We start from the raw sequence: 23595 nt of genomic DNA, 5'->3' as shown, positions 1-23595 counted from the left end.
TGGGTAACCACATCCTGAGTGAATCGGTGGATGTGATGTTTGCCAAGCAGAATTGCCTTAAATACAATGTCAGAAAGCAAAACGTGATTTTGTCTATGCATGGTTGTAGAAGGCATCCGCCGGCCGTTGGTTTCGCAATACTAGGTTGAGTTTGGGAAAAACTCCCATGGGGCACCGTTTGAATGTTGCAATACAAGGCTTGGAGGCGGTGTTTTCACGAAATCTTTCGTTAAATCATCGCCTCTAAAAATCCGGAAAACCGGAGCTATGGGTTCATGACGCGCAATGAACGGGGCGCTCTCCCGACGGATGTCTATCTGTCGTCCGTGAGCTCGCTCTACGAACATCGCAGGACTCTGCTGATCGGCATGCTTTCGCATGTCGTGACTTTCGTGCTCGTCTATTTCAAGACCACCGACCCGCTCTATCTCTTCTGCACGGCCGCCATCGTTGTGCTCTGGGGGCTGCGCAACCTCGACATGGCGCGCTTTGATCGCCAGGATTTCTCCAACGCCGACCGAGCGATGGTCCGGAAATGGGAGAATCGCTACATTCTCGGCGGCGTCAGCGTGACGCTCACCTGTGGTATTGCCTGCGGCTACGCGATCGCCGTCAGCCGGGATTCCTTCTCGGAACTGGCCTGCATCTCCGTCACGCTCGCGTCGATGATCTCGCTGGTCGGGCGAAACTACGGCTCCGAACGGGCGGTGCTGCTTCTGTCCTCGTCCGCCTGCCTGCCGATCGTGATCGGGCTGATCACGCTTCAGGATGGTTTCATGCTCATCCTGGCGGTTCTGATCCTGCCATTCATCTTTTCGACCTGGATGATGGCCAACAATGTGCGCGCGTTTCTCTACGAGAACGTGCTGGCCGCCCGAGAAATCGCAACGATCGCCGGCCAGTTCGACGCAGCACTCAACAACATGACGCACGGGCTGCTGATGCTCGACCGCGACAACCGGATCGTCGTTGCCAACGAGCGCGCCTGCGCGCTGCTGATGCTGGGCGACAAGGCCGACCTGAGGGATCGGCTGCTGGATGACGTCGTGCGCCGCGGCGTCCGGCGCATGTCGCTCAGTGTCGAAGAGACGCGCGCGATCTCGCGGCAGCTCGACCTTCTGATCAAGGGCAAGAAGACTCAGGTTCTGGTGCCGGTCACCGACAACCTCTTTCTCGAGTTTTCCGCTGGGCGACACGAGAACGGTGAGGTCGTGCTGATATTCGAGGACGTGACCGCACGCGTCCAGGCCGACAGACAGATCCTTCAGATGGTGCGCTTCGACACGCTGACCGGCTTGCCGAGCCGCGATTACTTCGCCGAACTTGCCCACAGCGCTGTGGCGCTCGAAGGCAAGGAGGACGTCGAGGTCGGGCTGATGGTGCTCGACGTTGCCGAGTTCAAGCATGTCAACGACATGCGCGGCCACATCGTCGGCGACAGGCTATTGCAGGCGATTGCCGGGCGGCTGAAGACACTGGTCGGCAATACGGCGATCGCCGCGCGCCTGATGGGCGACGAATTCGTCGTCTTCTTCCCCAACAGGATGCATCGGCCGGATCTCGAAGAGCAGATGCGCGCGGTTCACGCCGGGTTGCGCGGTGCCTATATGGCGAATGGCTTTACCTTCAACGTGACCATGAGCGCCGGCGTCGTTCTCGTGCCGAGCAGCGCCTTCCGGCTGGAAGAACTCCAGATCAAGGCCGATCTTGCGCTGTCGGAAACCAAGGCACGCAACAAGGGCGGCTGCACCGTATTCGAAGAAGAGATGGATGCCCGCTATCTCGACCGCCAGAAACTGAAGAGCGATCTGCGCGATGCGATCAATGCTGGTGCCCTGACGCTTTCCTACCAGCCGATGTTCACGCCGAACGGCGCGCGTCTCGAATGCTGCGAGGCTTTGGCGCGCTGGACGCATCCCGAGCGCGGCCCGGTACCGCCGAATGTCTTCATCCAGCTTGCCGAGGAACTGGGGCTCGTCACCGAGATCACCCGCTTCGTGCTGGAGCAGGCGTGCAAGGATTGCATGGGCTGGCCCGGCGAGGTTTCCGTTTCGGTCAATCTGTCGGTGCTCGACCTGCGCAGCAACGACATCGTCACGGTGGTGGCGGATACGCTGCGGGCCACCGGGCTCGATGCTTCGCGGCTGCATCTCGAAGTCACAGAGAGCTGCCTGATGGATGAGCCGGCCAAGGTGCAGGCCATTCTCGGCGAGCTGCGTGACAGCGGCATAACGATCGCCATCGACGATTTCGGCACAGGCTATTCCAGCCTCAGCTACCTGGATGCGCTGCCGGTCAACATCATCAAGATCGATCGCTCTTTCGTGCGCAACATCCGCGAGGACTCGCGCCGCTTCAAGCTGCTGCGCGGCACAGCCAACCTCGGTCGTGCTCTCGGCCTGAAGATCGTCGTCGAGGGTGTGGAGACGGCGGATCAATTGCAGCTGATCAACGACTACCACTGCGCCGATCTGATACAGGGTTTTGTGTTCGCGGCCCCGATGCCGGCGTCCGCCATCGCGGCCTTCTGCAAGAATGGTGTCCAGAAACCGGTCACCACGCCGTCAAGCAAGCGTATCGCCTGACAACTCGCCACGTCGCCCGTCATTTCCTCCGCGATCCGCGTCCTCCATCCTCTTCCTTGCTCCGCCGCTTGTCCAAGATGGTGAGGTGGCGGGCTTAACCAATCGTTAACCATAAAACTTTACGAAATATTAAGGTTAACAATAGGTTAATCGTAATGTGTGCCATTTTGTTGTTGCTGCTGTGCCGACCGTCAATAGGTTAACGATCTGTTAACCATGAGGGTCAGGAAATGGGTGAAGGTCTTCACCGGGCGGAGCCTGGGAGTTTTTCTGAGAAGCTGATGCTTCTTCTCGATCGCGTCGAATACCGGCGGGTCGAGACGGGCGAGGACATGGAGGATATCGCCCGGCTCCGCTACAAGGCCTACAAGGCCGTCAATCTGATGGAACTCACCGGCTCGACCTTGATCGACGATCTCGATTTCGACAGTCACGCCTATGTCTTCGGTATCTATCTCGACGAGAACCTGGTCAGCACGGTGCGTGTTCATCACGTGACGCCTGAGCACAGGGCGAGCACGTCTGGGCTGATCTTCGGGCCCGAGATCGACGTCTTTCTCGACGCGGGCATGGTGCTGGTCGACCCCGGCCGGTTGGCTGTCGACCCCGATGTCACCGGCGACGAGATGCGCGCGCTTCCCTACCTGACGCTGCGCCCGGTGGCGATGGCATGCGAATACTTCACCGCCGACCGGTGCCTGACCGCCTGCCGGCCGCGGCATGCGGCGTCTACAAGCGCATTTTTGCGTCGGAGACCGTTGTCGCCAAGCGCGAGAACCTCGGCGTCTACAATGCCGACGGTGCGCTGCTGGTTGCGCAGGTGAGGGGGCAGCGGCCCTCGATCCTCGATCGCTATCCGATCTTCGATTCGGAGCCGTTCGAGCGTCGCCTGATGTTCGCGGGCCGACAGGAAGTGCCGTTCGCGCCTTTGACGATTCTGCCGACGGCGCGGATCGCACAGAACGGTTCCGGCCGTTCCTATCGCACATCCGTATTCCGCTAGAGACGCACGCGGCATATCGCCCCAGGTGACCGGGCGCAGCGGCGGGTTTTCGTTGCGCCCGGGCCTGGCATTGTGTATGGGCAGCTAAAGGGCTTCCGTGCGGTTTTCCGCCAAAGCCGTTTCGTGGATCAAGGTTGAAGGGCGGCGAGGGCCAAGGGTCGGGCCGCAGCATTCTGGGAGAATTGGACGATGGCTGAGCATCATTCTGGACCGGTCGAAATGGGCGCTCCGATGGATTATGCGGAACACGAGAAGACCTACAATTTCTTCCTCAGTGCAACGAAATACCTCACGCTGTTCTGCGTGGCTCTGCTGATCGCCATGGCTGCCGCCTTCTTCACCACGATGGGCTTCTTCAGCTCGCTGGTGCTGTTCATCCTTATCAACGTCGCTGGTTTCTTCTTCCTTCGTTAATCGGCACTACTGACACGACTTGCCAGGGACAGGCCGGGTGGAGGCTTGCCCTTGGCTGCCGGACTCAAGGTCCGGATTGAAGCCGCATGACATCGACCGGGAGCGTCGATGGTCTTGCTTCGGCTGATGAAAGTTCGCAGCGCCTTGAAGCGTTCGTTGGAGAACGCGCGGCGCTTATCCTCACTGCGTGAGGGGGAGAGTGGAGGACAGGCTGAGCCTGTCTCCAGGGGAATGTGTGCTTTGCACATGGGAGGGCGCCTGCTCGCATGAGCGGCCGCTTTGCAGTCGGACAGGATGCCCGCATTCCAGCCTTGGCTCGATTGCGGCCAGGGAGGGGACTTGTGAGCGAAATTGTCTTTATTGCCAAGGAAACGGATCCGAACGAGGGTCGCGTTGCGGCATCGCCGGATAGCGTGAAGAAACTGAAAGGGCTGGGCTTCGACGTCGTCGTCGAGACCGGCGCCGGGTTTCTGTCGCGTATTCCGGATACAGAATATGAGAAGGCTGGTGCCAGGATCGGTGCTGTTGCCGATGCGAAGACGGCGGATGTCGTCCTTCGGGTTCGCCGGCCGAACAGCGCCGAAATCGCCGGCTATAAGTCCGGCGCCATCGTCATCGCCATCATGGATCCCTACGGCAACGAGGATGCGGTCGCCGAAATGGCCAAGGCCGGCCTTAGCGCCTTTGCGATGGAGCTGATGCCGCGCATCACCCGCGCGCAGTCGATGGACGTGCTGTCGAGCCAGGCAAACCTTGCCGGCTACCAGGCGGTGATCGATGCGGCCTGCGAATATGACCGGGCGCTGCCGATGATGATGACGGCGGCCGGCACGGTTCCCGCGGCGAAGGTCTTCGTCATGGGTGCCGGCGTTGCCGGCTTGCAGGCAATCGCGACGGCCCGCCGTCTCGGCGCCATGGTTTCGGCGACCGACGTGCGTCCCGCCGCCAAGGAGCAGGTGGCCTCGCTCGGCGCCAAGTTCATCGCCGTCGAGGACGAGGAATTCAAGGCGGCCGAAACCGCCGGCGGCTACGCCAAGGAAATGTCCAAAGAGTATCAGGCGAAACAGGCGGCACTCGTCGCCGAGCACATCGCCAAGCAGGACATCGTCATCACCACGGCGCTGATCCCGGGCCGGCCGGCGCCGCGCCTCGTCACGCGCGAAATGTTGAAGGCGATGAAGCCTGGTTCCATTGCGGTCGACCTCGCTGTCGAGCGCGGCGGCAACGTCGAAGGCGCCGAGGCCGGCAGGGTCGCCGATGTCGAGGGCGTCAAGGTCATTGGCCACCTCAACGTGCCCGGTCGGATCGCCGCATCGGCTTCCGGTCTCTACGCCAAGAACCTCGTGACCTTCCTCGAGACCATGGTCTCCAAGGAAACGAAGGCGCTGGCGCTCAACATGGAGGACGAGCTCGTCAAGGCGACGGCGCTCACCCATGGCGGCGCCATCGTCAATGCGAATTTCGAGCCGAAGAAGAAGGGGGATCTTTGATGGCGAACGAAGCATTGGAAAAAGCGCTCGATGCGCTCGACAAGGCGGTTGCCGCTGTCCAGCAGGCAGCGCTGAACCTTCCCGATGCCGCGGAAGCTGCCGGCGCGCTCGCGCACGGCGCCACCGGCGGCGCAATTGATCCGTTCGTCTTCCGACTGGCGATCTTCGTCCTGTCGATTTTCGTCGGCTACTATGTCGTCTGGTCGGTGACGCCGGCCCTGCACACGCCGTTGATGGCGGTCACCAACGCGATCTCTTCGGTCATCGTCGTTGGTGCACTGCTCGCCGTCGGCATCTCGGCCTCCGGGCTTGCGACCGGTTTCGGTTTCATCGCGCTCGTGCTCGCCTCGGTCAACATCTTTGGCGGCTTCCTGGTCACCCAGCGCATGCTCGCCATGTACAAGAAAAAAGACAAGTGAGGCCGGCCGATGAACGCTAACTTCGCAGCCTTCCTCTATCTCGTCTCGGGCGTGCTCTTCATCACGGCGCTCCGCGGCCTGTCGCACCCGGCCACCAGCCGCAAGGGCAACACCTACGGCATGGTCGGCATGGGCATTGCCATCGTCACCACGCTGCTGCTGGCCAAGCCCACCTTCGGCGGCTTCCTCTTGATCGTGCTCGGCCTTGCCATCGGCGGCGGTGCCGGCGCGGTCATCGCCCGCCGCATCGCCATGACGTCGATGCCGCAGCTTGTCGCCGCCTTCCATTCGCTCGTCGGTCTGGCGGCGGTGATGGTCGCGGCCGCGGCGATGTATGCGCCCGAGAGCTTCGGCATCGGCACGCTCGGTGACATCCACGCCCAGGCGCTGGTCGAAATGTCGCTCGGTGTCGCCATCGGCGCGGTCACCTTTACCGGTTCGGTCATCGCCTTCCTCAAGCTCGACGGACGCATGTCCGGCAAGCCGATCCTGTTGACCGGCCGTCACTTCGTCAACGCTGGCCTGGCGATCGCGCTCGTCGTCCTGGTGATCATGCTGGTCTTCACCCAGAGCACGACCGTGTTCTGGCTGATCGTCGCCCTGTCGCTGGCGCTCGGCGTGCTGATCATCATCCCGATCGGCGGCGCCGACATGCCGGTGGTCGTCTCGATGCTCAACTCCTATTCGGGTTGGGCCGCGGCCGGCATCGGCTTCACGCTCGGCAACCTGGCGCTGATCATCACCGGCGCGCTCGTCGGCTCGTCGGGTGCGATCCTGTCCTATATCATGTGCAAGGGAATGAACCGCTCGTTCATCTCGGTCATCCTCGGCGGCTTCGGCGGCGAGGCGGCGGCAGCCGCTGTTGACGATGGCGTCCAGCGCACCGTCAAGCAGGGCGCGGCCGACGACGCGGCATTCCTGATGGCCAATGCCTCCAAGGTGATCATCGTCCCGGGCTACGGCATGGCCGTCGCCCAGGCGCAGCATGCGCTGCGTGAACTCGGTGATCAGCTGAAGGCGGCGGGCGTCGACGTGAAATACGCCATCCATCCGGTTGCCGGCCGCATGCCCGGTCATATGAACGTGCTGCTCGCGGAAGCAAACGTGCCCTATGACGAGGTGTTCGAGCTCGAAGACATCAACTCGGAATTCGCCCAGGCGGATGTCGCCTATGTCATCGGCGCCAACGACGTGACCAACCCGGCAGCCCGCGACGACCCGTCGTCGCCGATCTACGGCATGCCGATCCTCGACGTCGACAAGGCCAAGACCTGCCTGTTCGTCAAGCGCTCGCTCGGCTCCGGTTACGCCGGCATCGACAACACGCTGTTCTACAAGGACGGCACCATGATGCTGCTCGGCGACGCCAAGAAGGTGACGGAAGACATCGTCAAGGCCATGAACCACTGAGGTTCCTTGCCATTCGGGTGAGCGACACAAAGGCGTCTATCCGTTGGGTCAAATGTTGGAAAAGAAAACGCCCGCCACATGGCGGGCGTTTTCGTTTGATGCGTCGAACTGCCGGCGAAGGTCGTCTTGCCGACTTTTCGTCATCTCGCCTTATCAGCTAGCCGGGGCGAGCGTCAGTTCGTCGACGCCGATCGCGATGTTCAGTCCTTCCTGGACCTGCACGTTAACTGGCTGCAGCATGAAGGCCTTGTTGGTACCGCCGCCGATCACCTTGGCGCCGCCGCCAACGGCAAGGCTCGCGTCGGCGCCGATGCCGTAATATTCACCGGCAAGCGCGTATTTGGTGATCGGAGTACCTGTCTTGGCCAGGACATCCCAGACCATCGTGCTCTTGCCGGTCTTGCCGATGTCGATGCCGATCTTGCGAATGGTGCCGGCATAGCTTGCGGCCGGCGCGCCGTTGGCGGGCCTGAAGGTGCACAGCAGGTTCTTTGTCGAGGTCAGAATCTGCCCCGTGCCGCCGTCGGAGCCGCAGACAAGGCGGCCGAGCGCGACATAATTCTGCGCTGCGGACGGGCCGGCGCAAAGGGCTGCCAGGGCCAGTGTCGCGATGAAGGTTTTCTTGATCATTGGCTCAGTCTCCGTTTTTCGTTCCTGGGCAAACGGATGGTGGCCGGGAAGGTTCCGTTCGTCATTGGAGGAGCAAATGGCTAATTCCTTAAATCGACATCGATTTATGGACAAAATTACGCAGCAGGTTCAGGGCGTTACGGCGTCCTTTACGCGTCATGCCGGACGCGCGGCGCAACGACGTGACGAAAAAACGAAAACGGCCGCGAACCGGTCGCGGGCGTTGAAACGGGAGAAGTGCTTTTCTCTCCTAAGAGGCTAAGCGGCTTTCACGCGGGCGAGACCTGCGCGCGCCGGCTCGTATTTCGGGTCGAGCTGCAGTGCGTGCGAGTAGGACTTCGCTGCCTTGGCCTTGTCGCCCTTGCGCTCGTAGACCAGCGCCTGGTTTGCCCAGGATTCGGCAACCTTGCCGTCGAGCGTGATCGCGGTGTTGAAGTCGGAGAAGGCATTGTCGTCATCGCCCTGGGCGACGTAGGAGATGCCGCGGCCGTTATAGGGCTCCGGCGAGCTCGGCGACAGCGAGATCGCCGTCGAGAAGTCTTCGATCGCCTGGCCGTGCTGGTTGCGGGCCTGGTAGATCAGGCCGCGATTGTGGTAGGCGCGCGGGTCGGTGGTGTCGAGCTGGATCGCCTTGTTGAAATCGTTGAAGGCGGAATCGAGCTGGCCGGCCTGGCGATAGAGATTGCCGCGGCCGATATAGGCGACGTCGTAGTTGGGGTTCAGCTGCAGCGCCATGTTGTAGTCGGCAAGTGCGGCCTGGGTGTTGCCCATGTTGCGGTGAACGAGCGCGCGGTTGGCATATGCCTGGTAGAAGCGCGGGTTGAGCTGGATCGCCTGATCGAAATCGGCCAGGGCGCGGCGGTATTCGCCTGCACGGCCATAGGCGGAGCCGCGGACGTTATAGCCCTCGGGGTCGCTCGGGTTGGAGGCGATCACGCTCGACAGCGATGCGATATTTCCCTGGGAGCCCTGTTCGCGCTCGACCTTGGCCATCGATTCCGGCCCTTCGGTCTGGCATGCCGACAGAAGCAGAGCCGATCCGAGGAGGAACAGGGCCGCAAGCTTCGGCTTGCGCTGGTGGCGGCGGCGCGCCTCTTGGGTGGTGAAACCGGCGACGTCCGCAGTCATGGCAGCAAGTGTCAAAGGTCGATCCCTCAATGCGACTAGGTCCGAAAGCCAACGGCTTCCCGTTCAAGGAGGCCGGCGAATTTCGCGGGGCCCCACAGCCGAGGCTACCAGGGCCTGCGGCAAACCGTCCGGCGTCAAGCGCCGCGACCGGCTACCGTTGCCGGCTGCATTGTCACGCTAGCCCGACGACGGAAAAGATGTCCATACCAAAAGAAAGGCGGCGGCGATATTTCGCCCCCGCCACGACTTAGATCGAAAAGTGTCGAAAAATCGACAAATTAACGGGCCACGAGGCCTTCGCGCTGTGCACGCTTGCGCGCCAGCTTGCGAACGCGGCGAACGGCTTCAGCCTTTTCGCGGGCGCGCTTCTGGGACGGCTTTTCGTAGAAATCACGCATCTTCATTTCGCGGAAAATGCCTTCGCGCTGCATCTTCTTCTTGAGAGCGCGGAGCGCCTGGTCAACATTGTTATCGCGGACAAGTACCTGCACGTGAAATCCCGTTCCTTTGGTTGTTTCGAGTTGTTGCCTCACGTCAGGTGTCGGAGGCAAAAAAAGCTACGTTCGCTGAGCCGAAAGCTCGACGATTGAAGGTGCGGATACCAGATCGTCAGCGGAAAGTCCAGCGAGGACATGAGGCTGTGCTGAAAAATCCGCAATGACGCCACGCTATGTGTATCATCGCGCCGCAGATGGTGTGATGCAGCGATGTCGCAACTCCGCGCAAGTCCGCCCGTTTGCGTCGCAAAAGAAACGTTGCGCAGGCGTCGGATTTGCGATTTCTAACGCCAACGAGAATGATCACCGGGGTTCATGGAGTAACAGGCGGATGCGCAAATATTCAGTTTTTGCCGTGGCGCGCGAGGCTTTGCGCGGCCACAAGGGATGGGGTCCGCAATGGGCCTCGCCCGAGCCCCGCAAGGACTATGATGTGATCATCATTGGCGGTGGTGGCCATGGGCTGGGCGCTGCCTACTATCTTGCCAAGGAGCATGGCATCACCAATGTCGCGGTGCTCGAAAAGGGTTGGATCGGCGGCGGCAACACCGGCCGCAACACGACGATCATCCGGTCCAACTATCTCTATGAAGAGAGCATGGACATCTACGAGCATTCGCTGAAGCTCTGGGAAAACCTGTCGCAGGACCTCAACTACAACGTCATGTATTCGCCGCGCGGCGTCATGATGCTCTCGCACAACATCCACGACCAGCAGTCGTTCAAGCGCCATATCAACGCCAACCGCCTCTATGGCATCGACAATGAGTGGCTGACGCCGGAACAGGCCAAGGCCTACTGCCCGCCGCTCGATATCGCCAAGAACGCCCGCTACCCGATCAACGGCGCAGCGCTGCAGCGTCGCGGCGGTACGGCTCGGCATGACGCGGTTGCCTGGGGCTATGCCCGCGGCGCGTCCGACCGTGGCGTGCACATCATCCAGAATTGCGAAGTGACCGGCATCCGCCGTGACGAGAACGGCCGGGTGACCGGCGTCGACACCAGTCGCGGTTTCATCGGCGCCAAGAAGATCGGCGTTTCTGCCGCCGGCCACTCGTCGGTGCTGATGGAAATGGCCGACGTGCGCGTGCCGCTGCAGAGCCAGCCGCTGCAGGCGCTGGTCTCCGAGCCGCTGAAGCCGATGTTCCCCTGCGTCGTCATGTCGAACTCGGTGCATGCCTATATCTCGCAGTCCGACAAGGGCGAGCTCGTCATCGGCGCCGGCACCGACCAGTACAATTCCTACTCCCAGACGGGCGGCCTGCAGATCATCACCCATACGCTGGATGCGATCTGTGAACTCTTCCCGATGTTCCGCCGCGTCAAGATGATGCGGCAGTGGGGCGGCATCGTCGACGTGACACAGGACCGTTCGCCGATCCAGGGTGTCACCCCGGTTCCGGGCCTGTTCCTCAATGCCGGCTGGGGTACGGGTGGCTTCAAGGCGACGCCGGGTTCGGCCAACCTCTTTGCGCACCTCATTGCGAGGGGCGAGCCGCATCGGCTGGCTGCCGGGCTGACGCTCGACCGTTTCCGCACCGGCCGACTGATCGACGAGGCGGCAGCTGCCGCCGTTGCGCACTGATTGCCAAGGATTTCGAGATGCTTTTGATCTATTGCCCCTATTGCGAAGAAGAGCGCTCCGAGCTCGAATTCCGCAATGCCGGTGACGCCCACATCGTCCGCCCTGCCAACATTGCCGAGATCAGCGACGAGGAGTTCGAGGAATTCTTCTTCCTCCGGCAGAACCCCAAGGGCCTGATCTTCGAACGCTGGCGCCATATCCACGGCTGCGGCCGCTTCTTCAATGCCGCGCGCGATACGGTCAGCGACCGGTTCTACACCACCTACAAGGCGGGCGAACCAAAGCCCGATGTTGCCGCCATTCTGAACAGCGAGCAGGACAAGGGAGCGGCACGATGAGCGGCACCAACCGTATTGCAGGTGCCGGCCGTCTGACGCCGGCGCGTACCGCCCGCTTCACCTTCGACGGACGCACGCTGACGGCGCTCGAAGGCGATACCGTCGCCTCGGCATTGCTTGCCAACGGCATCCATCTCGTCGGCCGCTCGTTCAAGTATCACCGTCCGCGCGGCATTCTTTCCGCCGGAGCCGAGGAGCCGAACGCGCTGCTCGATATTTCGCGCGATGCGGCCCGCCGCCAGCCGAACGTGCGCGCGACGGTGCAGGAAGTCTTCGATGGCATGAAGGTGGAATCGCAGAACCGCTGGCCGTCGCTCGCCTTCGACGTCGGCGGGTTCAACGACCTGCTGTCGCCGTTCTTTGCCGCCGGCTTCTACTATAAGACCTTCATGTGGCCGAAGGCTGCCTGGCACGCGATCTACGAACCCTTCATCCGCCGTGCGGCCGGTCTCGGCGTCGCGCCGACGGAAGCCGACCCGGACCATTATGCCAGTCGCTATGCCCATTGCGACGTGCTGGTGATCGGCGCCGGTGCTGCCGGCCTCTCCGCAGCGCTTGCAGCAGCCAAGGCCGGTGCCAAGGTGATCGTCTGCGACGAGCAGCCGGAAGTCGGTGGCGCGCTGCGCTATGAAGGCGGCACGACGATCGACGGCAAGGACGGCTGGGACTGGGCGCAGGCGACAGCCAGGGCGCTTGCCGCGATGGACAACGTCACGGTGCTCACGCGCACCACCGGCTTTGGCTACTACAACCACAATTTCGTCGGCCTCGTCGAAAGGGTGACGGACCATCTGTCCGTGCTCGACAAGGCATTGCCGCGCGAGCGCCTCTGGCAGGTGCGGGCGAAGAAGGTGATCCTCGCCAACGGCTCGATCGAACGCCACATGGTGTTTGCCAACAACGACCGCCCGGGCATCATGCTCGCTTCGGCCGGACGTACCTATCTCAACCATTACGGCGTTGCCGTCGGCTCCAAGGTCGGCGTCTACACCGCGCATGATTCCGCCTATGAGGCGGCCTTCGATCTCAAGCGCGCCGGCGTTGCCGTTCCTGCCATCGTCGACTGCCGCGACAATCCCGGCGAAGCGGTGCTTGCGGAAGCCCGTCGCCTCGGTATCGAGGTGCTGACCGGCCACTTCGTCGTCAATGCCGGCGGCAAGCTGCGCGTCTCCTCGATCAGCGTTGCCCGCAATGGCGGCGGGTCGGCGCGCAAGATCGCGGTCGATGCGCTGCTGGTTTCATCCGGCTGGACGCCGTCGGTGCACCTGTTCTCGCAGTCACGCGGCAAGGTGAAGTTCGATGCGGCAACGCAGCGCTTCCTGCCGGGCACCTATCTGCAGGATTGCCTGTCGATCGGCGCCTGCAACGGCACCGACGACCTGCAGGCAACGATCGACGAGGCGTTGGCAGCCGGCGAACTGACCGCACGCGCGGCAGGCGCCGAAGGTGGCGCCCAGGTGACGCTCCACGGCGACAATGCCTTCAGCTGGACCGGCGGCATGATCGGCGCTGCCGAAGGGGCCGGACCCGACACCACCGTCAAGGCCTTCATCGACTTCCAGCATGATGTCTGCGCCAAGGATATCCGGCTTGCGGTGCGCGAAGGCATGCATTCGATCGAGCATATCAAGCGCTTCACCACCAACGGCATGGCGTCAGACCAGGGCAAGCTGTCCAACATGCATGGCCTTGCCATTGCCGCCGAAGCGCTTGGCAAGGACATTCCGCAGGTGGGTCTGACGACCTTCCGCCAGCCCTACACGCCGGTAACCTTCGGCACGATCGTCAACCATTCGCGTGGAAGCCTGTTCGATCCTGCCCGCAAGACGCCTGTTCATGCCTGGGAAGAGGCGCATGGCGCCGAGTTCGAGGATGTCGGCAACTGGAAACGTGCCTGGTTCTACCCGAAGGCGGGCGAGAGCATGCATGAGGCGGTCGCGCGCGAATGCAAGACAGTACGCGAGGTCGCCGGCCTGTTCGACGCCTCGACGCTCGGCAAGATCGAGGTGGTCGGCCCGGATGCGGCCCAGTTCCTCAACCTGATGTACACCAACGCCTGGGACACGCTGAAGCCCGGCCGCTGCCGCTACGGCATCATGCTGCGCGACGACGGCTTCGTTTATGACGACGGCGTGGTCGGCAGGCTTGCCGAGGACCGCTTCCACGTGACGACCACCACCGGCGGTGCGCCGCGGGTGATGCACCATATGGAAGACTACCTGCAGACGGAGTTCCCGCACTTGAAGGTCTGGCTGACGTCGACGACGGAACAATGGGCCGTTATCGCCGTGCAGGGTCCGAAGGCGCGCGAGATCATCGCTCCGCTCGTCGAAGGCATCGATCTTTCCAACGAGGCTTTCCCGCATATGAGCGTGACCGAGGGCAAGATCTGCGGCGTGCCGACCCGGCTGTTCCGCATGTCGTTTACCGGCGAGCTCGGCTTCGAAGTCAACGTGCCGGCCGATTATGGCCAGGCGGTCTGGGAAGCGATCTGGGAGCGGGCCGAACCCATGGGCGCCTGCGCCTACGGCACCGAGACCATGCACGTGCTGCGCGCCGAGAAAGGCTACATCATCGTCGGCCAGGATACCGACGGGACGCTGACGCCCGACGATGCTGCCCTGTCCTGGGCAGTCTCGAAGAAGAAGGCCGATTTTGTCGGCATCCGCGGTCTCAAGCGCCCTGACCTCGTCAAGGATGGTCGTAAGCAGCTGGTCGGGCTCCTGACCAAGGATCCGAAGGTGGTGCTGGAGGAGGGCGCACAGATCGTCGCCGATCCGAACCAGCCGAAGCCGATGACGATGCTTGGCCATGTGACGTCGTCCTACTGGTCGGAAAATTGCGGCCGTTCGATCGCGCTCGCCGTCGTTGCTGGTGGCCGCGCACGCCTCGGTCAGACGCTGTACGTGCCGATGGCCGACAGGACGATCGCCGTCGAGGTGAGCGACATGGTGTTCTTTGACAAGGAAGGGGGTCGCCTCCATGGCTGATCTGGCAACTGCAACCCGCAAGGCTGCTCTTACTGCCCGCGGCGGTTTCGCCGAGGTGGTCCTGACGCCGGCACCCGCCGCTTCGCGCCTGTCGCTGCGCGCCGGTGCCGATGCGCTCTCCGGTCTTTCGGCGGCACTCGGCGTGACCTTGCCGGCACGGCCGAAGACCTCGGCTTTGAGCGGCAAACGCCATGCGCTCTGGCTCGGGCCGGACGAGTGGCTGGTGATCGACGAGAGCGAAGGTGACCTGATGGCCGCGGCCGCATCGAGCGGCACGCTGCACTCGGCGGTCGATGTCTCCCATCGCAACGTCGCCGTCATCGTCAGCGGTCCGGGCGCCGAAGTCGCGATCAACAGCGGCTGCCCGCAGGACCTGTCGCTGCCGATCTTCCCGGTAGGCGCCTGCTCGCGCACCATCCTCGGAAAGGTCGAGATCGTATTGCTGCGCCTCGCCGAGGACACGTTCCGCGTCGAATGCTGGCGGTCGTTTTCCCCCTATGTCTTCGGCATGCTGTCCGAAGGAGCGGCGGACGCTGGCCACTAAAGCTTTTCCAGGAAAACTGCGAAGCGCTCTTTCGTCAGGAAATGCGTACAACAAAGAAATATAGCGTTTTCAGGCGTTAAGCTGGAAACGCTCTCGGGCCGGCAAATTGCTGCGCGATCTTCGGGATGCGCAACGCCCTGTGGCCGGGTCCGCAATCCGACCTTGCCGCCGGCCTTCTCCGGCGGCTAAGCTGCCCCCGTTTGCAAGCGGGAGGACATCTTGAAGACACGGGCAGCAGGGCAGCAGTGCTCAGGCACGCACCGGTCGAGCGGCCCTATGCCAGGTCGCGACCGCTCTCGATCGAGACCGTCGACCTCGACACACCGGGACCCGACGAACTGCTGGTTCGCATCGGCGCTGCCGGTCTCTGCCACTCCGATCTTTCGGTGATCAACGGCGACAGGCCACGGCCCGTGCCGATGGCGCTCGGGCATGAGGCGGCAGGCACGGTGGAGGCCGTCGGCAGCGCAGTGCGCGATCTCAAGCCCGGCGATCGGGTGGTGATGAGCTTCATGCCGAGCTGCGGCGACTGCCAGCCTTGTGCGGAAGGGCGTCCGGCGCTCTGCATTCCAGGTGCCGAGGCGAATGGCAGGGGAACGCTGCTTTCCGGCGAGCGCCGGATTCGTTGCGACGCTGTTCCAGTCCATCATCACCTCGGCGTTTCCGGCTTTGCCGACTATGCGGTCGTCTCGCGCCATTCGGCAGTGAAGATCGAGGCGGACCTGCCGCTGGTCGAGGCGGCACTCTTCGGCTGCGCGGTGCTGACCGGCGTCGGTGCGATCGTCAATACCTGCCGCGTCCAGGCGGGCCAGTCGGCCGCCGTCGTCGGTCTCGGTGGCGTCGGGCTTGCCGCGGTGCTCGGAGCGGTCGCGTCGGGCGCGGAGCGGGTCGTCGCGATCGATCTCTCAAAGGACAAGCTGGCGCTGGCACGCTCGCTTGGCGCGACCGACACTTTTGTCGCCACCGATCCGGATGTGGGGGATGCGATCCGCGAGGCGACGTCAGGCGGTGTCGATCATGCGCTGGAGGCGGCCGGTTCGGTCAAGGCGTTCGAGCTTGCCTATCGCATCACCCGCCGCGGCGGAGCGACCGCGTCGGCCGGCCTTGCCCATCCCTCAAGCCAGATTGCCATCCCAGCCGTCAGCCTGGTCGCCGAAGAACGCACGCTTCGCGGCAGCTACATGGGAAGCTGCGTGCCGAGCCGCGATATTCCGCGCTTCATCGGGCTTTATCGGCGTGGCAAGCTGCCGGTCGACAGGCTGCTATCGAGCACCGGTCCGCTCGAGGAGATCAACGAGGCCTTCGACCTGCTCGACCAGGGCAAGGTCATCCGGCACGTGATTGCGTTTTGATCAGAGCCGCGCCGTAGAGGGTGAGCTTGGGCTGCCATCGCAGGATTTAGGCATCGGCAGGGCGGTCCTTCGGATCGAACTGGATGATCGTCTGCCAGGTGGCCGTCAGTGCCGGTTTGCGTTCACCCTCGATTTCGACCGTGACCTCATAGGTGATCATCAACATGCTGCTGCCACGGAAGCGCGCGTCTGCGATGGTGAAGTGCCCGCGCACGCGGGTGCCGCTCTTCACCGGTGCGATGAAGCGCACCTTCTCGAAGCCGTAGTTGATGCCCATCGTCTGTTCGCGGATTTTGGGCAGGCAGCTGTAATTCATCGCCGACAACAGCGACAGCGACAGGAAGCCGTGGGCGATCGTGCCGCCGAACGGCGTCTCGGCGGCGGCGCGCACCGGGTCGACATGGATATACTGATAATCGCCGGTTGCCTCGGCGAACTTGTCGATCGTGTCCTGCGTGACCGTGATCCAGTCGGAGACGCCGATCTCGGTGCCGACCAGCGGTCTGATTTCGGAAAGTGAAATATCCTTCAGCATATGGCTGTCCTGAAAGTGGCCCCCCAACGAATCTATAGGACGGTCGGGTGAGTTCTAGCAAGTGGTGGGAATAGTTCAGAAATTTTCGACGAAGAAGGAAACGGAGCGAGGAGGGACAAAGGTGGGTGGGAGTTCTGCAGAAAGCGCATCTTGCCACTGGCCGTCGAGGCTTTCGGGCAGATGGATCGGGTGCGGCGCGTGGCTGCGATTGACGACGACGGCAAGCCGCGTCGATCGCGTCTTCTTGCCGTCGCGTGTGGCAAGCACCATCGTCAGGTTGTCCGTTGCCGGGTGCTCCCAATCGGTCACCGCCATCGGGCGACCATCGAGGCGCAGCCATTCGACATCGTCCTTGCCGGTAAAGAATGTCGTCTCGCCGAACACACCGAAGCGCTTCCTCAGCGACGAAAGCGCTGCCGTATGGGCGACCAGCGTCTCATCCATCGCGCTCCAGTCGATCCAGGTGATGGCGTTGTCCTGGCAATAGGCATTGTTGTTGCCACGTTGGCTGCGTCCGCCTTCGTCGCCGGCGGTCAGCATGATCGTGCCGCGGGACGCAAACAGGGTGCCGAGAAGCGCCGCCACGTCATGCCGGCGCGCAACCGTGATCTCGGGGTCGGTTGTCGCGCCCTCGGCGCCGTTGTTCCAGGAATGGTTCTCGTTGTGGCCGTCACGGTTCTCTTCGCCGTTGGCCTCGTTATGCTTGCCGGCATAGGCAACGATGTCGGCAAGCGCAAAACCGTCATGGGCGGCGATGAAGTTGACCGTTCGGGTGCCGGTGTCGCCCCAGCGGGAAAACGTATCCGAAGAGCCCGCAAGCGCTGTCGCAAGCGCACCGATCACGTGCCGGTCGCCGCGCCAGTAGAGCCTGACGTCGTCGCGCGCCCGGTCGTTCCATTCCAGAAACGGAGCGGGAAAATTGCCGAGCTGGTAACCGCCGGGGCCGACATCCCAGGGCTCGGCGATCAGCACGCGGTCGGCAAGCACCGGATCGGCTTGGATTGCCTCAAACAGGGGAGCGTTCCGATGGAAACCGGTCATGTCGCGGCCGAGGACAGAGGCGAGATCGAAACGGAAGCCATCGACGCCGGCGGCCAGCACGAAGTGGCGCAGGCTGTCGAGGATCAGCGCCTGGACGACAGGGTGGTCGCAGGCGATCGTGTTGCCGCAGCCGGTGTCGTTGATGAGATCGCCCGGCCTGTCGGTGACGTGGCGATAATAGGCGAGGTTGTCGAGCCCTCGCATCGACAGCGTCGTGCCGAGCCGATCGCTTTCCCCGGAATGGTTGAAGACCAGATCGAGGATGACGCCGATGCCGGCCTTGCGCAGTGCCTCGACAGTCTGGCGAAGTTCCTTCAACCCGCCCGGCACCAGCCGTGGATCGAGCGCCATCGGCGCGATCGGATTGTAGCCCCAGCCATTGCTGAGCCCCAGTAGCGGCAGGTGACGTTCGTCGATCCAGGCGACGATCGGCATCAGTTCGACGGCGGAAACGCCGAGCCGCTTCAAATGGTCGATGATGACGGGCTCGGCGAGCGCTGCGACAGTGCCGCGTTTCGCCTCGGGAATGCCTTGATGCAGCGCTGTGAAGGGTTTGACGGCGATCTCGTAGATCAACCCGCCCGCCCTGAAGATCGGCGGCTTCGGCTTGGCTGTCTTGACGTCCCTGACGATTGCCTTAGGCACCAGATCGGCGGTGTCCTCGCCGAAGATGGTGAGCCTCGGATCGTGCCGGAAAGGCCGGTCGAGTTCGATGGCGTAGGGGTCGACGAGCAGCTTCGCTGGATCGAACCAGAGGCCGTGGTCGGGCGAATAGACCCCATCAGCGCGAAAACCGTAGCGGGTTCCCTTCGGCGCATCGGCAACCATCAGGCTATGCACATCGCCGTCGCGCAACATCGGCAGCTGACGCAATGCCTTGGCGCCCGCCTTGTCGAACAGGCAGAGGTCGATGCACGCAGCATTGCGCGACCAGACGGCAAACCGTGTACCGTCAGGGGTAAGCGTGGCGCCGAGGGGTAACAATGCATCGGTCGGCATTAATCAGTCACCCCTCGGGTTTTCTTGCTATATCAGTCTCTTGCGCGCCCCTGATGGGCGCTCCGTCAGGTGATCACGCTCGGCTCGGTGCGGCCGGTGCGGGTCTTGATGCCGGCGATCTCATCGGCAACGAGGATCAGGTCGGCGAGCGCCTCCTGGGTGTCGATATCATGGCGGGCCGGATCCGGCTCGAAACGCTCGATGTAGACACGCAGCGTTGCGCCTGATGTGCCGGTGCCCGACAGGCGGAAGACGACGCGCGATCCGCCCTCGAACAGGATGCGGATACCCTGGTTCTTGCTGACGGAATGGTCGACCGGATCGTGATAGGAAAAGTCGTCTGATGTCGCGACCTTGAGCGCGCCGAAGGATTTCCCGGGCAGGGTCGCGAGCTGGTCGCGGAGCGCTGCCACTAGGCCGTTGGCGGCATCGCTGTCCACTTCTTCGTAGTCGTGGCGCGAGTAGTAGTTGCGGCCGTAGGTCGCCCAGTGCTTGCGGGCGATGTCGAGCGCGCTTTCCTTGCGCACGGCAAGGATGTTGAGCCACAGGAGGACCGCCCAGAGGCCGTCTTTTTCGCGGACGTGGTTGGAGCCGGTGCCGGCACTTTCCTCGCCGCAGATCGTTGCCATGCCTTCATCGAGAAGGTTGCCGAAGAACTTCCAGCCGGTCGGCGTTTCGTAGAGGCCGATGCCGAGTTTTTCGGCGACACGGTCGGCGGCGCCGCTTGTCGGCATCGAACGGGCGATACCGGCAAGTCCCTTGGCATAGCCCGGCGCCAGATGGGCGTTGGCGGCCAGCATCGCCAGACTGTCGGACGGGGTGATGAAGATGCCGCGGCCGATGACGAGGTTGCGGTCGCCGTCGCCGTCGGAGGCTGCGCCGAAATCGGGGGCGTTGGGCGCCATCATTGTCTCGTAGAGCGCGCGGGCGTGTACGAGGTTCGGGTCCGGGTGATGGCCGCCGAAGTCCGGCAGCGGAATGAAGTTCATGACCGAGCCCTTCGGCGCGCCCAGACGCTTCTCGATGATCTCCTTGGCGTAAGGCCCGGTGACCGCGCTCATTGCATCGAAGACGACGCGGAAGCCGCCCGAGATCAGCTTGCGGATAGCGCCGAAGTCGAACAGGCTTTCCATCAGCGCGGCGTAGTCGGCCACCGGGTCGATGACGGTCACAGTCATGCCGTCGATCTCCTGCGAGCTCTCGGCATCGAGGTTGACGTCGGCGACATCCGAGATCTTGTAGGTGTCGATCACCTGGCTGCAGGCATAGATCGCGTCGGTGACCTTCTCCGGTGCCGGACCGCCATTGCCGATATTGTACTTGATGCCGAAGTCTTCGGTCGGGCCGCCGGGGTTGTGGCTGGCGGAGAGCACGATGCCGCCGAAGGCTTCGTATTTGCGGATGACGTTGGAGGCGGCCGGCGTCGACAGAATGCCGCCGCGGCCGACGAGTACGCGGCCGAAGCCGTTGGCGGCCGCCATCTTGATGGCGATCTGAATGACTTCGCGGTTGTAGAAGCGGCCGTCGCCGCCGATCACCAGGGTCTGACCGGCAAAGCCTTCGAGCGCGTCGAAGATCGACTGGATGAAGTTCTCGGCATAGTTCTTCTGCTGGAACACCGGAACCTTCTTGCGCAGGCCCGACGTGCCGGGTTTCTGATCGCCATAGGGTGTGGTGGTGACTGTTCTTATCATTCTGACTTAGCCTTTCCCGAGAAGACCGGAATATAGTGAGACGTAACGCTCGGCACTTCTGGCCCAGGAAACGTCCGATTTCATGCCCTGGGTCTGCAGACGCGCCCAGACTTTCGGTTCGTTGTATGCACGGAAGACGCGCCGGATCGCAAGACGCAACCCGTCGGCGGTGACCGGCGTGAACTGGAATCCGGTCGCCACCTTGGCTGACAACCCGGCTTCGTTCGCGTCGATGATGGTGTCGGCGAGGCCGCCGGTACGGGCAACCACCGGCACGCAACCGTAGCGCAGGCCGTAGAGTTGGGTCAGCCCGCAGGGCTCGAAGCGCGACGGAATGAGGATTGCGTCGGATCCCGCCTGCATCAGGTGCGACAGCGGTTCGTTATAGCCGGTAACCATGCCGACATGGCCGCGATGGCGCGAGGCGGCGGCGAGAAGCGCGCCTTCGAGCGCCGTGTCACCGGAGCCGAGAACGATGAGCTTGCCGCCCATCGCGACGATCTCGTCGGTGACTTCGGCGAGAAGGTCCATACCCTTTTGCCAGGTCAGCCGGCTGATGACGCAGAAGATCGGGCCGTTACCCTGTTCGAGCCCGAAGCGTTCCTCCAGCGCCCGGCGGTTGGCGGCGCGCTGCTTCAATGTCGTCGCGCTGAAATGCTGGGCGATAAAGGGGTCGCTGGCCGGATCCCAGACGTCGGCGTCGATGCCGTTGACGATGCCGGAGAGGTCGGAAACCCTGCTCTTGAGCAGGCCTTCAAAACCCATGCCGAAGTCCGGAGTCAGGATCTCCTGCGCATAGGATGGGCTGACGGTGGTGATCGCATTTGCGGTCTGCAGGCCACCTTTGAGGAAGCCGACATCGCCGTAATATTCGACGAACTGCGTCGAGAAGGCTTCGGGCGGAAGTGCCAACTCGGCGAAGATTTCCGGCCCAAATTGCCCCTGGAAGGCGATGTTGTGGATCGTCAACACTGTCGGCGTCGAGGCGGCGCGGCCAAAGCGCATATAGACCGGCGTCAGTGCCGTCTGCCAGTCGTGCACATGGACGATATCGGGCTTCCAGCCGGACACGACATCGCCGGCGGCGATTTCGGCCGCAGCCAGCGACAGGGCGGCGAAGCGGCGAAAGTTGTCGACATAATCGCGGCCGGTGGCGTCGACATAGGGGCCGCCGTCGCGCTCGTAGAGGGCAGGCAGATCGAGCACCAGCAGGTCGAGGCCGTCAAGATCGGCCGCGAGAACCGAGGCCGGGCTGCCGAACAGATTGGCAAAACTGCCGACCTTCTTTTTCTTCTTCAGTTTCTGCAGCACCGCGGGATAGCCGGGCACCAGGGTGCGGGTGCGGATGCCGTGCGGCGACAGTGCGGCCGGCAGGGCGCCGACGACATCGGCGAGCCCCCCGGTCTTGACCAGCGGATACACTTCGGACGCAACGGAGAGGATGTTCATCAGCGGCGGACCTACATTCCCAGTTTGTCGATCATTGTCTGGGTGATCAGGCAAACGCCGTTTTCCGAACGGCGGAAGCGCTTCGCATCCAGTTCCGGGTCTTCACCGACGACGAGGCCCTCCGGAATGACCACGCGGCTGTCGATCACCACGTTGCTGAGCAGCGCGCGGCGACCGATCTTCACATCGGGCAGTATGACGGCATTTTCCAGTCGCGAATATGAATTTACTCTGACGCCGGTGAAAAGCAGGCTGCGATTGAGGGCAGCGCCCGAGATGATGCAGTCGCCCGACACCAGCGACGAGGTCGCGGAGCCGCGGCGGTTCTCGTCGTCATGCACGAACTTTGCCGGCGGCTTGATCTCGGCGAAGGTCCAGATCGGCCAGGTGCTGTCGTAGATGTCGAGTTCGGGCGTTACATGCGTCAGGTCGATATTGGCCTGCCAATAGGCATCGATCGTGCCGACGTCGCGCCAGTAGGCTTCGCGTTCGAAGTCCGAGCGCACACAGGACTGGTTGAAGCGGTGGGCGACCGCCTTACCGTTGTCGACGATATACGGGATGATGTCCTTGCCGAAGTCGCGGCTCGACTTCGGATCGGCCGCGTCGCGGCGCAACAGATCCATCAGGAACTTGGTGTGGAACACGTAGATGCCCATCGAGGCGAGCGCCATCTCGGGATTGCCGGGAATGCCCGGCGGATCGGCCGGCTTCTCGACAAAGGCGATAATGCGATCCTTGTCGTCGACATGCATCACACCGAAGCCGGTCGCTTCCATGCGCGGCACTTCGAGGCAGCCGATGGTGACGTCGGCGCCGGAATCGACGTGCTGCTGCAGCATCAGTTCGTAGTCCATCTTGTAGATGTGGTCGCCCGCCAGGATGACCATGTATTCGACGCCGTGATCCTCGATGATGTCGATGTTCTGGTAGACCGCGTCGGCGGTGCCTTCGTACCACTGCGTTTCGGAAACGCGCTGGCTTGCCGGCAGGATATCGAAACTTTCGTTTCGCTCGGGGCGGAAGAAGTTCCAGCCGCGCTGCAGGTGGCGGATCAGCGAATGGGCCTTGTACTGCGTGGCGACGCCGATGCGACGGATGCCGGAGTTGAGGGCGTTCGAGAGTGCGAAGTCGATGATGCGGGCCTTGCCGCCGAAATAGACGGCCGGCTTTGCCCGTCGGTCGGTCAATTCCTTCAGGCGGCTGCCGCGGCCGCCAGCGAGAACATAGGCCATGGCATCACGGGCCAAGGGTTGCGTACGCTTTTCCACCATTTGTCCTCCCCAAAATCATTGTTCTTCGGGATCGTCACGGCGACCTTTGGCGACGCCTTGCGGCCCTCGAAATTTCTTCTTGCACTCCCGCCGTCCGGTTCACCCCGTCGGGCTGGAACACTCTGCAGCGCCGCGCGTCTTATTAGACTTAGACGCGCAAAGGTCGCTGTAGCACTTTGAATTGCTGCATGTTTTTATCCTTAAATCGAATAGGATTT

General features: G+C 62.8%; 19 protein-coding genes. 11 read left to right on the top strand and 8 right to left on the bottom strand.

Annotation, left to right across the window (positions count from 1 at the left end; all coding sequences use genetic code 11):
* Positions 1-275: 275 nt before the first annotated feature.
* The 6 genes from J3R84_RS15420 to J3R84_RS15395 all read left to right on the top strand — a co-directional run bounded on the left by J3R84_RS15420 (position 276) and on the right by J3R84_RS15395 (position 7321).
* Positions 276-2585 (top strand): putative bifunctional diguanylate cyclase/phosphodiesterase, encoded by a 2310-nt coding sequence (locus tag J3R84_RS15420; protein ID WP_025424865.1) that lies wholly within the window; start codon positions 276-278, stop codon positions 2583-2585.
* A 281-nt stretch (positions 2586-2866) separates the two neighbouring features.
* Positions 2867-3409 carry an N-acyl amino acid synthase FeeM domain-containing protein gene (locus J3R84_RS15415; RefSeq protein WP_373688528.1) on the top strand — a complete coding sequence of 181 codons (543 nt, stop codon included), beginning with the start codon at positions 2867-2869 and terminating at the stop codon, positions 3407-3409.
* A 368-nt stretch (positions 3410-3777) separates the two neighbouring features.
* The gene (locus J3R84_RS15410; RefSeq protein ID WP_025424863.1) at positions 3778-4002 is read left to right on the top strand and encodes an aa3-type cytochrome c oxidase subunit IV; all 225 of its coding nucleotides are present in this window, start codon (positions 3778-3780) and stop codon (positions 4000-4002) included.
* A gap of 341 nt (positions 4003-4343) precedes the next feature.
* On the top strand, positions 4344-5492 hold the full coding sequence (locus J3R84_RS15405; RefSeq protein WP_025424862.1) for a Re/Si-specific NAD(P)(+) transhydrogenase subunit alpha: 1149 nt from the start codon (positions 4344-4346) through the stop codon (positions 5490-5492).
* Complete coding sequence (locus tag J3R84_RS15400; protein WP_025424861.1) at positions 5492-5911, top strand: proton-translocating transhydrogenase family protein; 420 nt, start codon at positions 5492-5494, stop codon at positions 5909-5911. The genes J3R84_RS15405 and J3R84_RS15400 overlap by 1 nt, the downstream gene beginning before the upstream one ends.
* Before the next feature lie 9 nt (positions 5912-5920).
* Positions 5921-7321, top strand: coding sequence for an NAD(P)(+) transhydrogenase (Re/Si-specific) subunit beta (locus J3R84_RS15395; RefSeq protein WP_025424860.1), 1401 nt, complete (start codon positions 5921-5923; stop codon positions 7319-7321).
* Between the two features lie 153 nt (positions 7322-7474).
* Here the strand turns inward: J3R84_RS15395 and J3R84_RS15390 are convergent, their stop codons facing one another.
* The 3 genes from J3R84_RS15390 to rpsU form a co-directional block, all read right to left on the bottom strand.
* Entirely contained in the window at positions 7475-7951 is a 477-nt protein-coding gene (locus tag J3R84_RS15390) for a DUF992 domain-containing protein (protein ID WP_025424859.1), read from the bottom strand.
* 258 nt (positions 7952-8209) lie between these two features.
* Complete coding sequence (locus tag J3R84_RS15385) at positions 8210-9094, bottom strand: tetratricopeptide repeat protein (RefSeq protein ID WP_038575705.1); 885 nt, start codon at positions 9092-9094, stop codon at positions 8210-8212.
* A 263-nt stretch (positions 9095-9357) separates the two neighbouring features.
* The gene (gene rpsU / locus J3R84_RS15380) at positions 9358-9570 is read right to left on the bottom strand and encodes a 30S ribosomal protein S21 (RefSeq protein ID WP_025424858.1); all 213 of its coding nucleotides are present in this window, start codon (positions 9568-9570) and stop codon (positions 9358-9360) included.
* A gap of 337 nt (positions 9571-9907) precedes the next feature.
* Between rpsU and J3R84_RS15375 the strand changes: the two genes are divergently transcribed.
* The 5 genes from J3R84_RS15375 (at position 9908) to J3R84_RS15355 (ending at position 16385) form a co-directional block, all read left to right on the top strand.
* Positions 9908-11161, top strand: coding sequence for a sarcosine oxidase subunit beta family protein (locus J3R84_RS15375; RefSeq protein ID WP_025424857.1), 1254 nt, complete (start codon positions 9908-9910; stop codon positions 11159-11161).
* Positions 11162-11178: 17 nt separating this feature from the next.
* Positions 11179-11499 (top strand): sarcosine oxidase subunit delta family protein, encoded by a 321-nt coding sequence (locus tag J3R84_RS15370; RefSeq protein ID WP_025424856.1) that lies wholly within the window; start codon positions 11179-11181, stop codon positions 11497-11499.
* The gene (locus J3R84_RS15365; protein WP_025424855.1) at positions 11496-14489 is read left to right on the top strand and encodes a sarcosine oxidase subunit alpha; all 2994 of its coding nucleotides are present in this window, start codon (positions 11496-11498) and stop codon (positions 14487-14489) included. Before J3R84_RS15370 ends, J3R84_RS15365 begins: the two co-directional genes overlap by 4 nt.
* Complete coding sequence (gene soxG, locus J3R84_RS15360) at positions 14482-15033, top strand: sarcosine oxidase subunit gamma family protein (RefSeq protein ID WP_025424854.1); 552 nt, start codon at positions 14482-14484, stop codon at positions 15031-15033. The genes J3R84_RS15365 and soxG overlap by 8 nt, the downstream gene beginning before the upstream one ends.
* Positions 15034-15233: 200 nt before the next feature.
* Positions 15234-16385: a zinc-dependent alcohol dehydrogenase family protein gene (locus tag J3R84_RS15355; protein ID WP_051509185.1), complete on the top strand. Its 1152-nt coding sequence runs from the start codon at positions 15234-15236 to the stop codon at positions 16383-16385.
* A gap of 46 nt (positions 16386-16431) precedes the next feature.
* Here the strand turns inward: J3R84_RS15355 and J3R84_RS15350 are convergent, their stop codons facing one another.
* The 5 genes from J3R84_RS15350 to glgC form a co-directional block, all read right to left on the bottom strand.
* Positions 16432-16920 carry a MaoC family dehydratase gene (locus tag J3R84_RS15350; RefSeq protein ID WP_025424852.1) on the bottom strand — a complete coding sequence of 163 codons (489 nt, stop codon included), beginning with the start codon at positions 16918-16920 and terminating at the stop codon, positions 16432-16434.
* Between the two features lie 75 nt (positions 16921-16995).
* Complete coding sequence (glgX, locus tag J3R84_RS15345) at positions 16996-18960, bottom strand: glycogen debranching protein GlgX (RefSeq protein WP_025424851.1); 1965 nt, start codon at positions 18958-18960, stop codon at positions 16996-16998.
* Positions 18961-19025: 65 nt separating this feature from the next.
* Entirely contained in the window at positions 19026-20654 is a 1629-nt protein-coding gene (locus J3R84_RS15340; protein ID WP_057205618.1) for an alpha-D-glucose phosphate-specific phosphoglucomutase, read from the bottom strand.
* Positions 20655-20660: 6 nt separating this feature from the next.
* Positions 20661-22103 carry a glycogen synthase GlgA gene (glgA, locus tag J3R84_RS15335; protein WP_025424849.1) on the bottom strand — a complete coding sequence of 481 codons (1443 nt, stop codon included), beginning with the start codon at positions 22101-22103 and terminating at the stop codon, positions 20661-20663.
* A gap of 11 nt (positions 22104-22114) precedes the next feature.
* A complete protein-coding gene (glgC, locus tag J3R84_RS15330) occupies positions 22115-23377 on the bottom strand; it encodes a glucose-1-phosphate adenylyltransferase (RefSeq protein ID WP_025424848.1) in 1263 nt (420 codons plus the stop codon).
* Positions 23378-23595: the final 218 nt, after the last annotated feature.

It is taken from the genome of Ensifer canadensis (assembly GCF_017488845.2).
GTDB lineage: Bacteria > Pseudomonadota > Alphaproteobacteria > Rhizobiales > Rhizobiaceae > Ensifer > Ensifer canadensis.
This window is presented reverse-complemented; position numbering and strand designations above follow the sequence as displayed.

Coding starts and splice junctions, on each gene's coding strand:
- J3R84_RS15400 (WP_025424861.1), top strand. CDS start 5,492: ATGGCGAACGAAGCATTGGAAAAAGCGCTCGATGCGCTCGACAAGGCG.
- glgX (WP_025424851.1), bottom strand. CDS start 18,960: ATGCCGACCGATGCATTGTTACCCCTCGGCGCCACGCTTACCCCTGAC.
- J3R84_RS15415 (WP_373688528.1), top strand. CDS start 2,867: ATGCTTCTTCTCGATCGCGTCGAATACCGGCGGGTCGAGACGGGCGAG.
- J3R84_RS15370 (WP_025424856.1), top strand. CDS start 11,179: ATGCTTTTGATCTATTGCCCCTATTGCGAAGAAGAGCGCTCCGAGCTC.
- J3R84_RS15395 (WP_025424860.1), top strand. CDS start 5,921: ATGAACGCTAACTTCGCAGCCTTCCTCTATCTCGTCTCGGGCGTGCTC.
- glgA (WP_025424849.1), bottom strand. CDS start 22,103: ATGAACATCCTCTCCGTTGCGTCCGAAGTGTATCCGCTGGTCAAGACC.
- J3R84_RS15410 (WP_025424863.1), top strand. CDS start 3,778: ATGGCTGAGCATCATTCTGGACCGGTCGAAATGGGCGCTCCGATGGAT.
- soxG (WP_025424854.1), top strand. CDS start 14,482: ATGGCTGATCTGGCAACTGCAACCCGCAAGGCTGCTCTTACTGCCCGC.
- J3R84_RS15365 (WP_025424855.1), top strand. CDS start 11,496: ATGAGCGGCACCAACCGTATTGCAGGTGCCGGCCGTCTGACGCCGGCG.
- glgC (WP_025424848.1), bottom strand. CDS start 23,377: ATGGTGGAAAAGCGTACGCAACCCTTGGCCCGTGATGCCATGGCCTAT.
- J3R84_RS15420 (WP_025424865.1), top strand. CDS start 276: ATGACGCGCAATGAACGGGGCGCTCTCCCGACGGATGTCTATCTGTCG.
- J3R84_RS15350 (WP_025424852.1), bottom strand. CDS start 16,920: ATGCTGAAGGATATTTCACTTTCCGAAATCAGACCGCTGGTCGGCACC.
- J3R84_RS15390 (WP_025424859.1), bottom strand. CDS start 7,951: ATGATCAAGAAAACCTTCATCGCGACACTGGCCCTGGCAGCCCTTTGC.
- J3R84_RS15340 (WP_057205618.1), bottom strand. CDS start 20,654: ATGATAAGAACAGTCACCACCACACCCTATGGCGATCAGAAACCCGGC.
- J3R84_RS15375 (WP_025424857.1), top strand. CDS start 9,908: ATGCGCAAATATTCAGTTTTTGCCGTGGCGCGCGAGGCTTTGCGCGGC.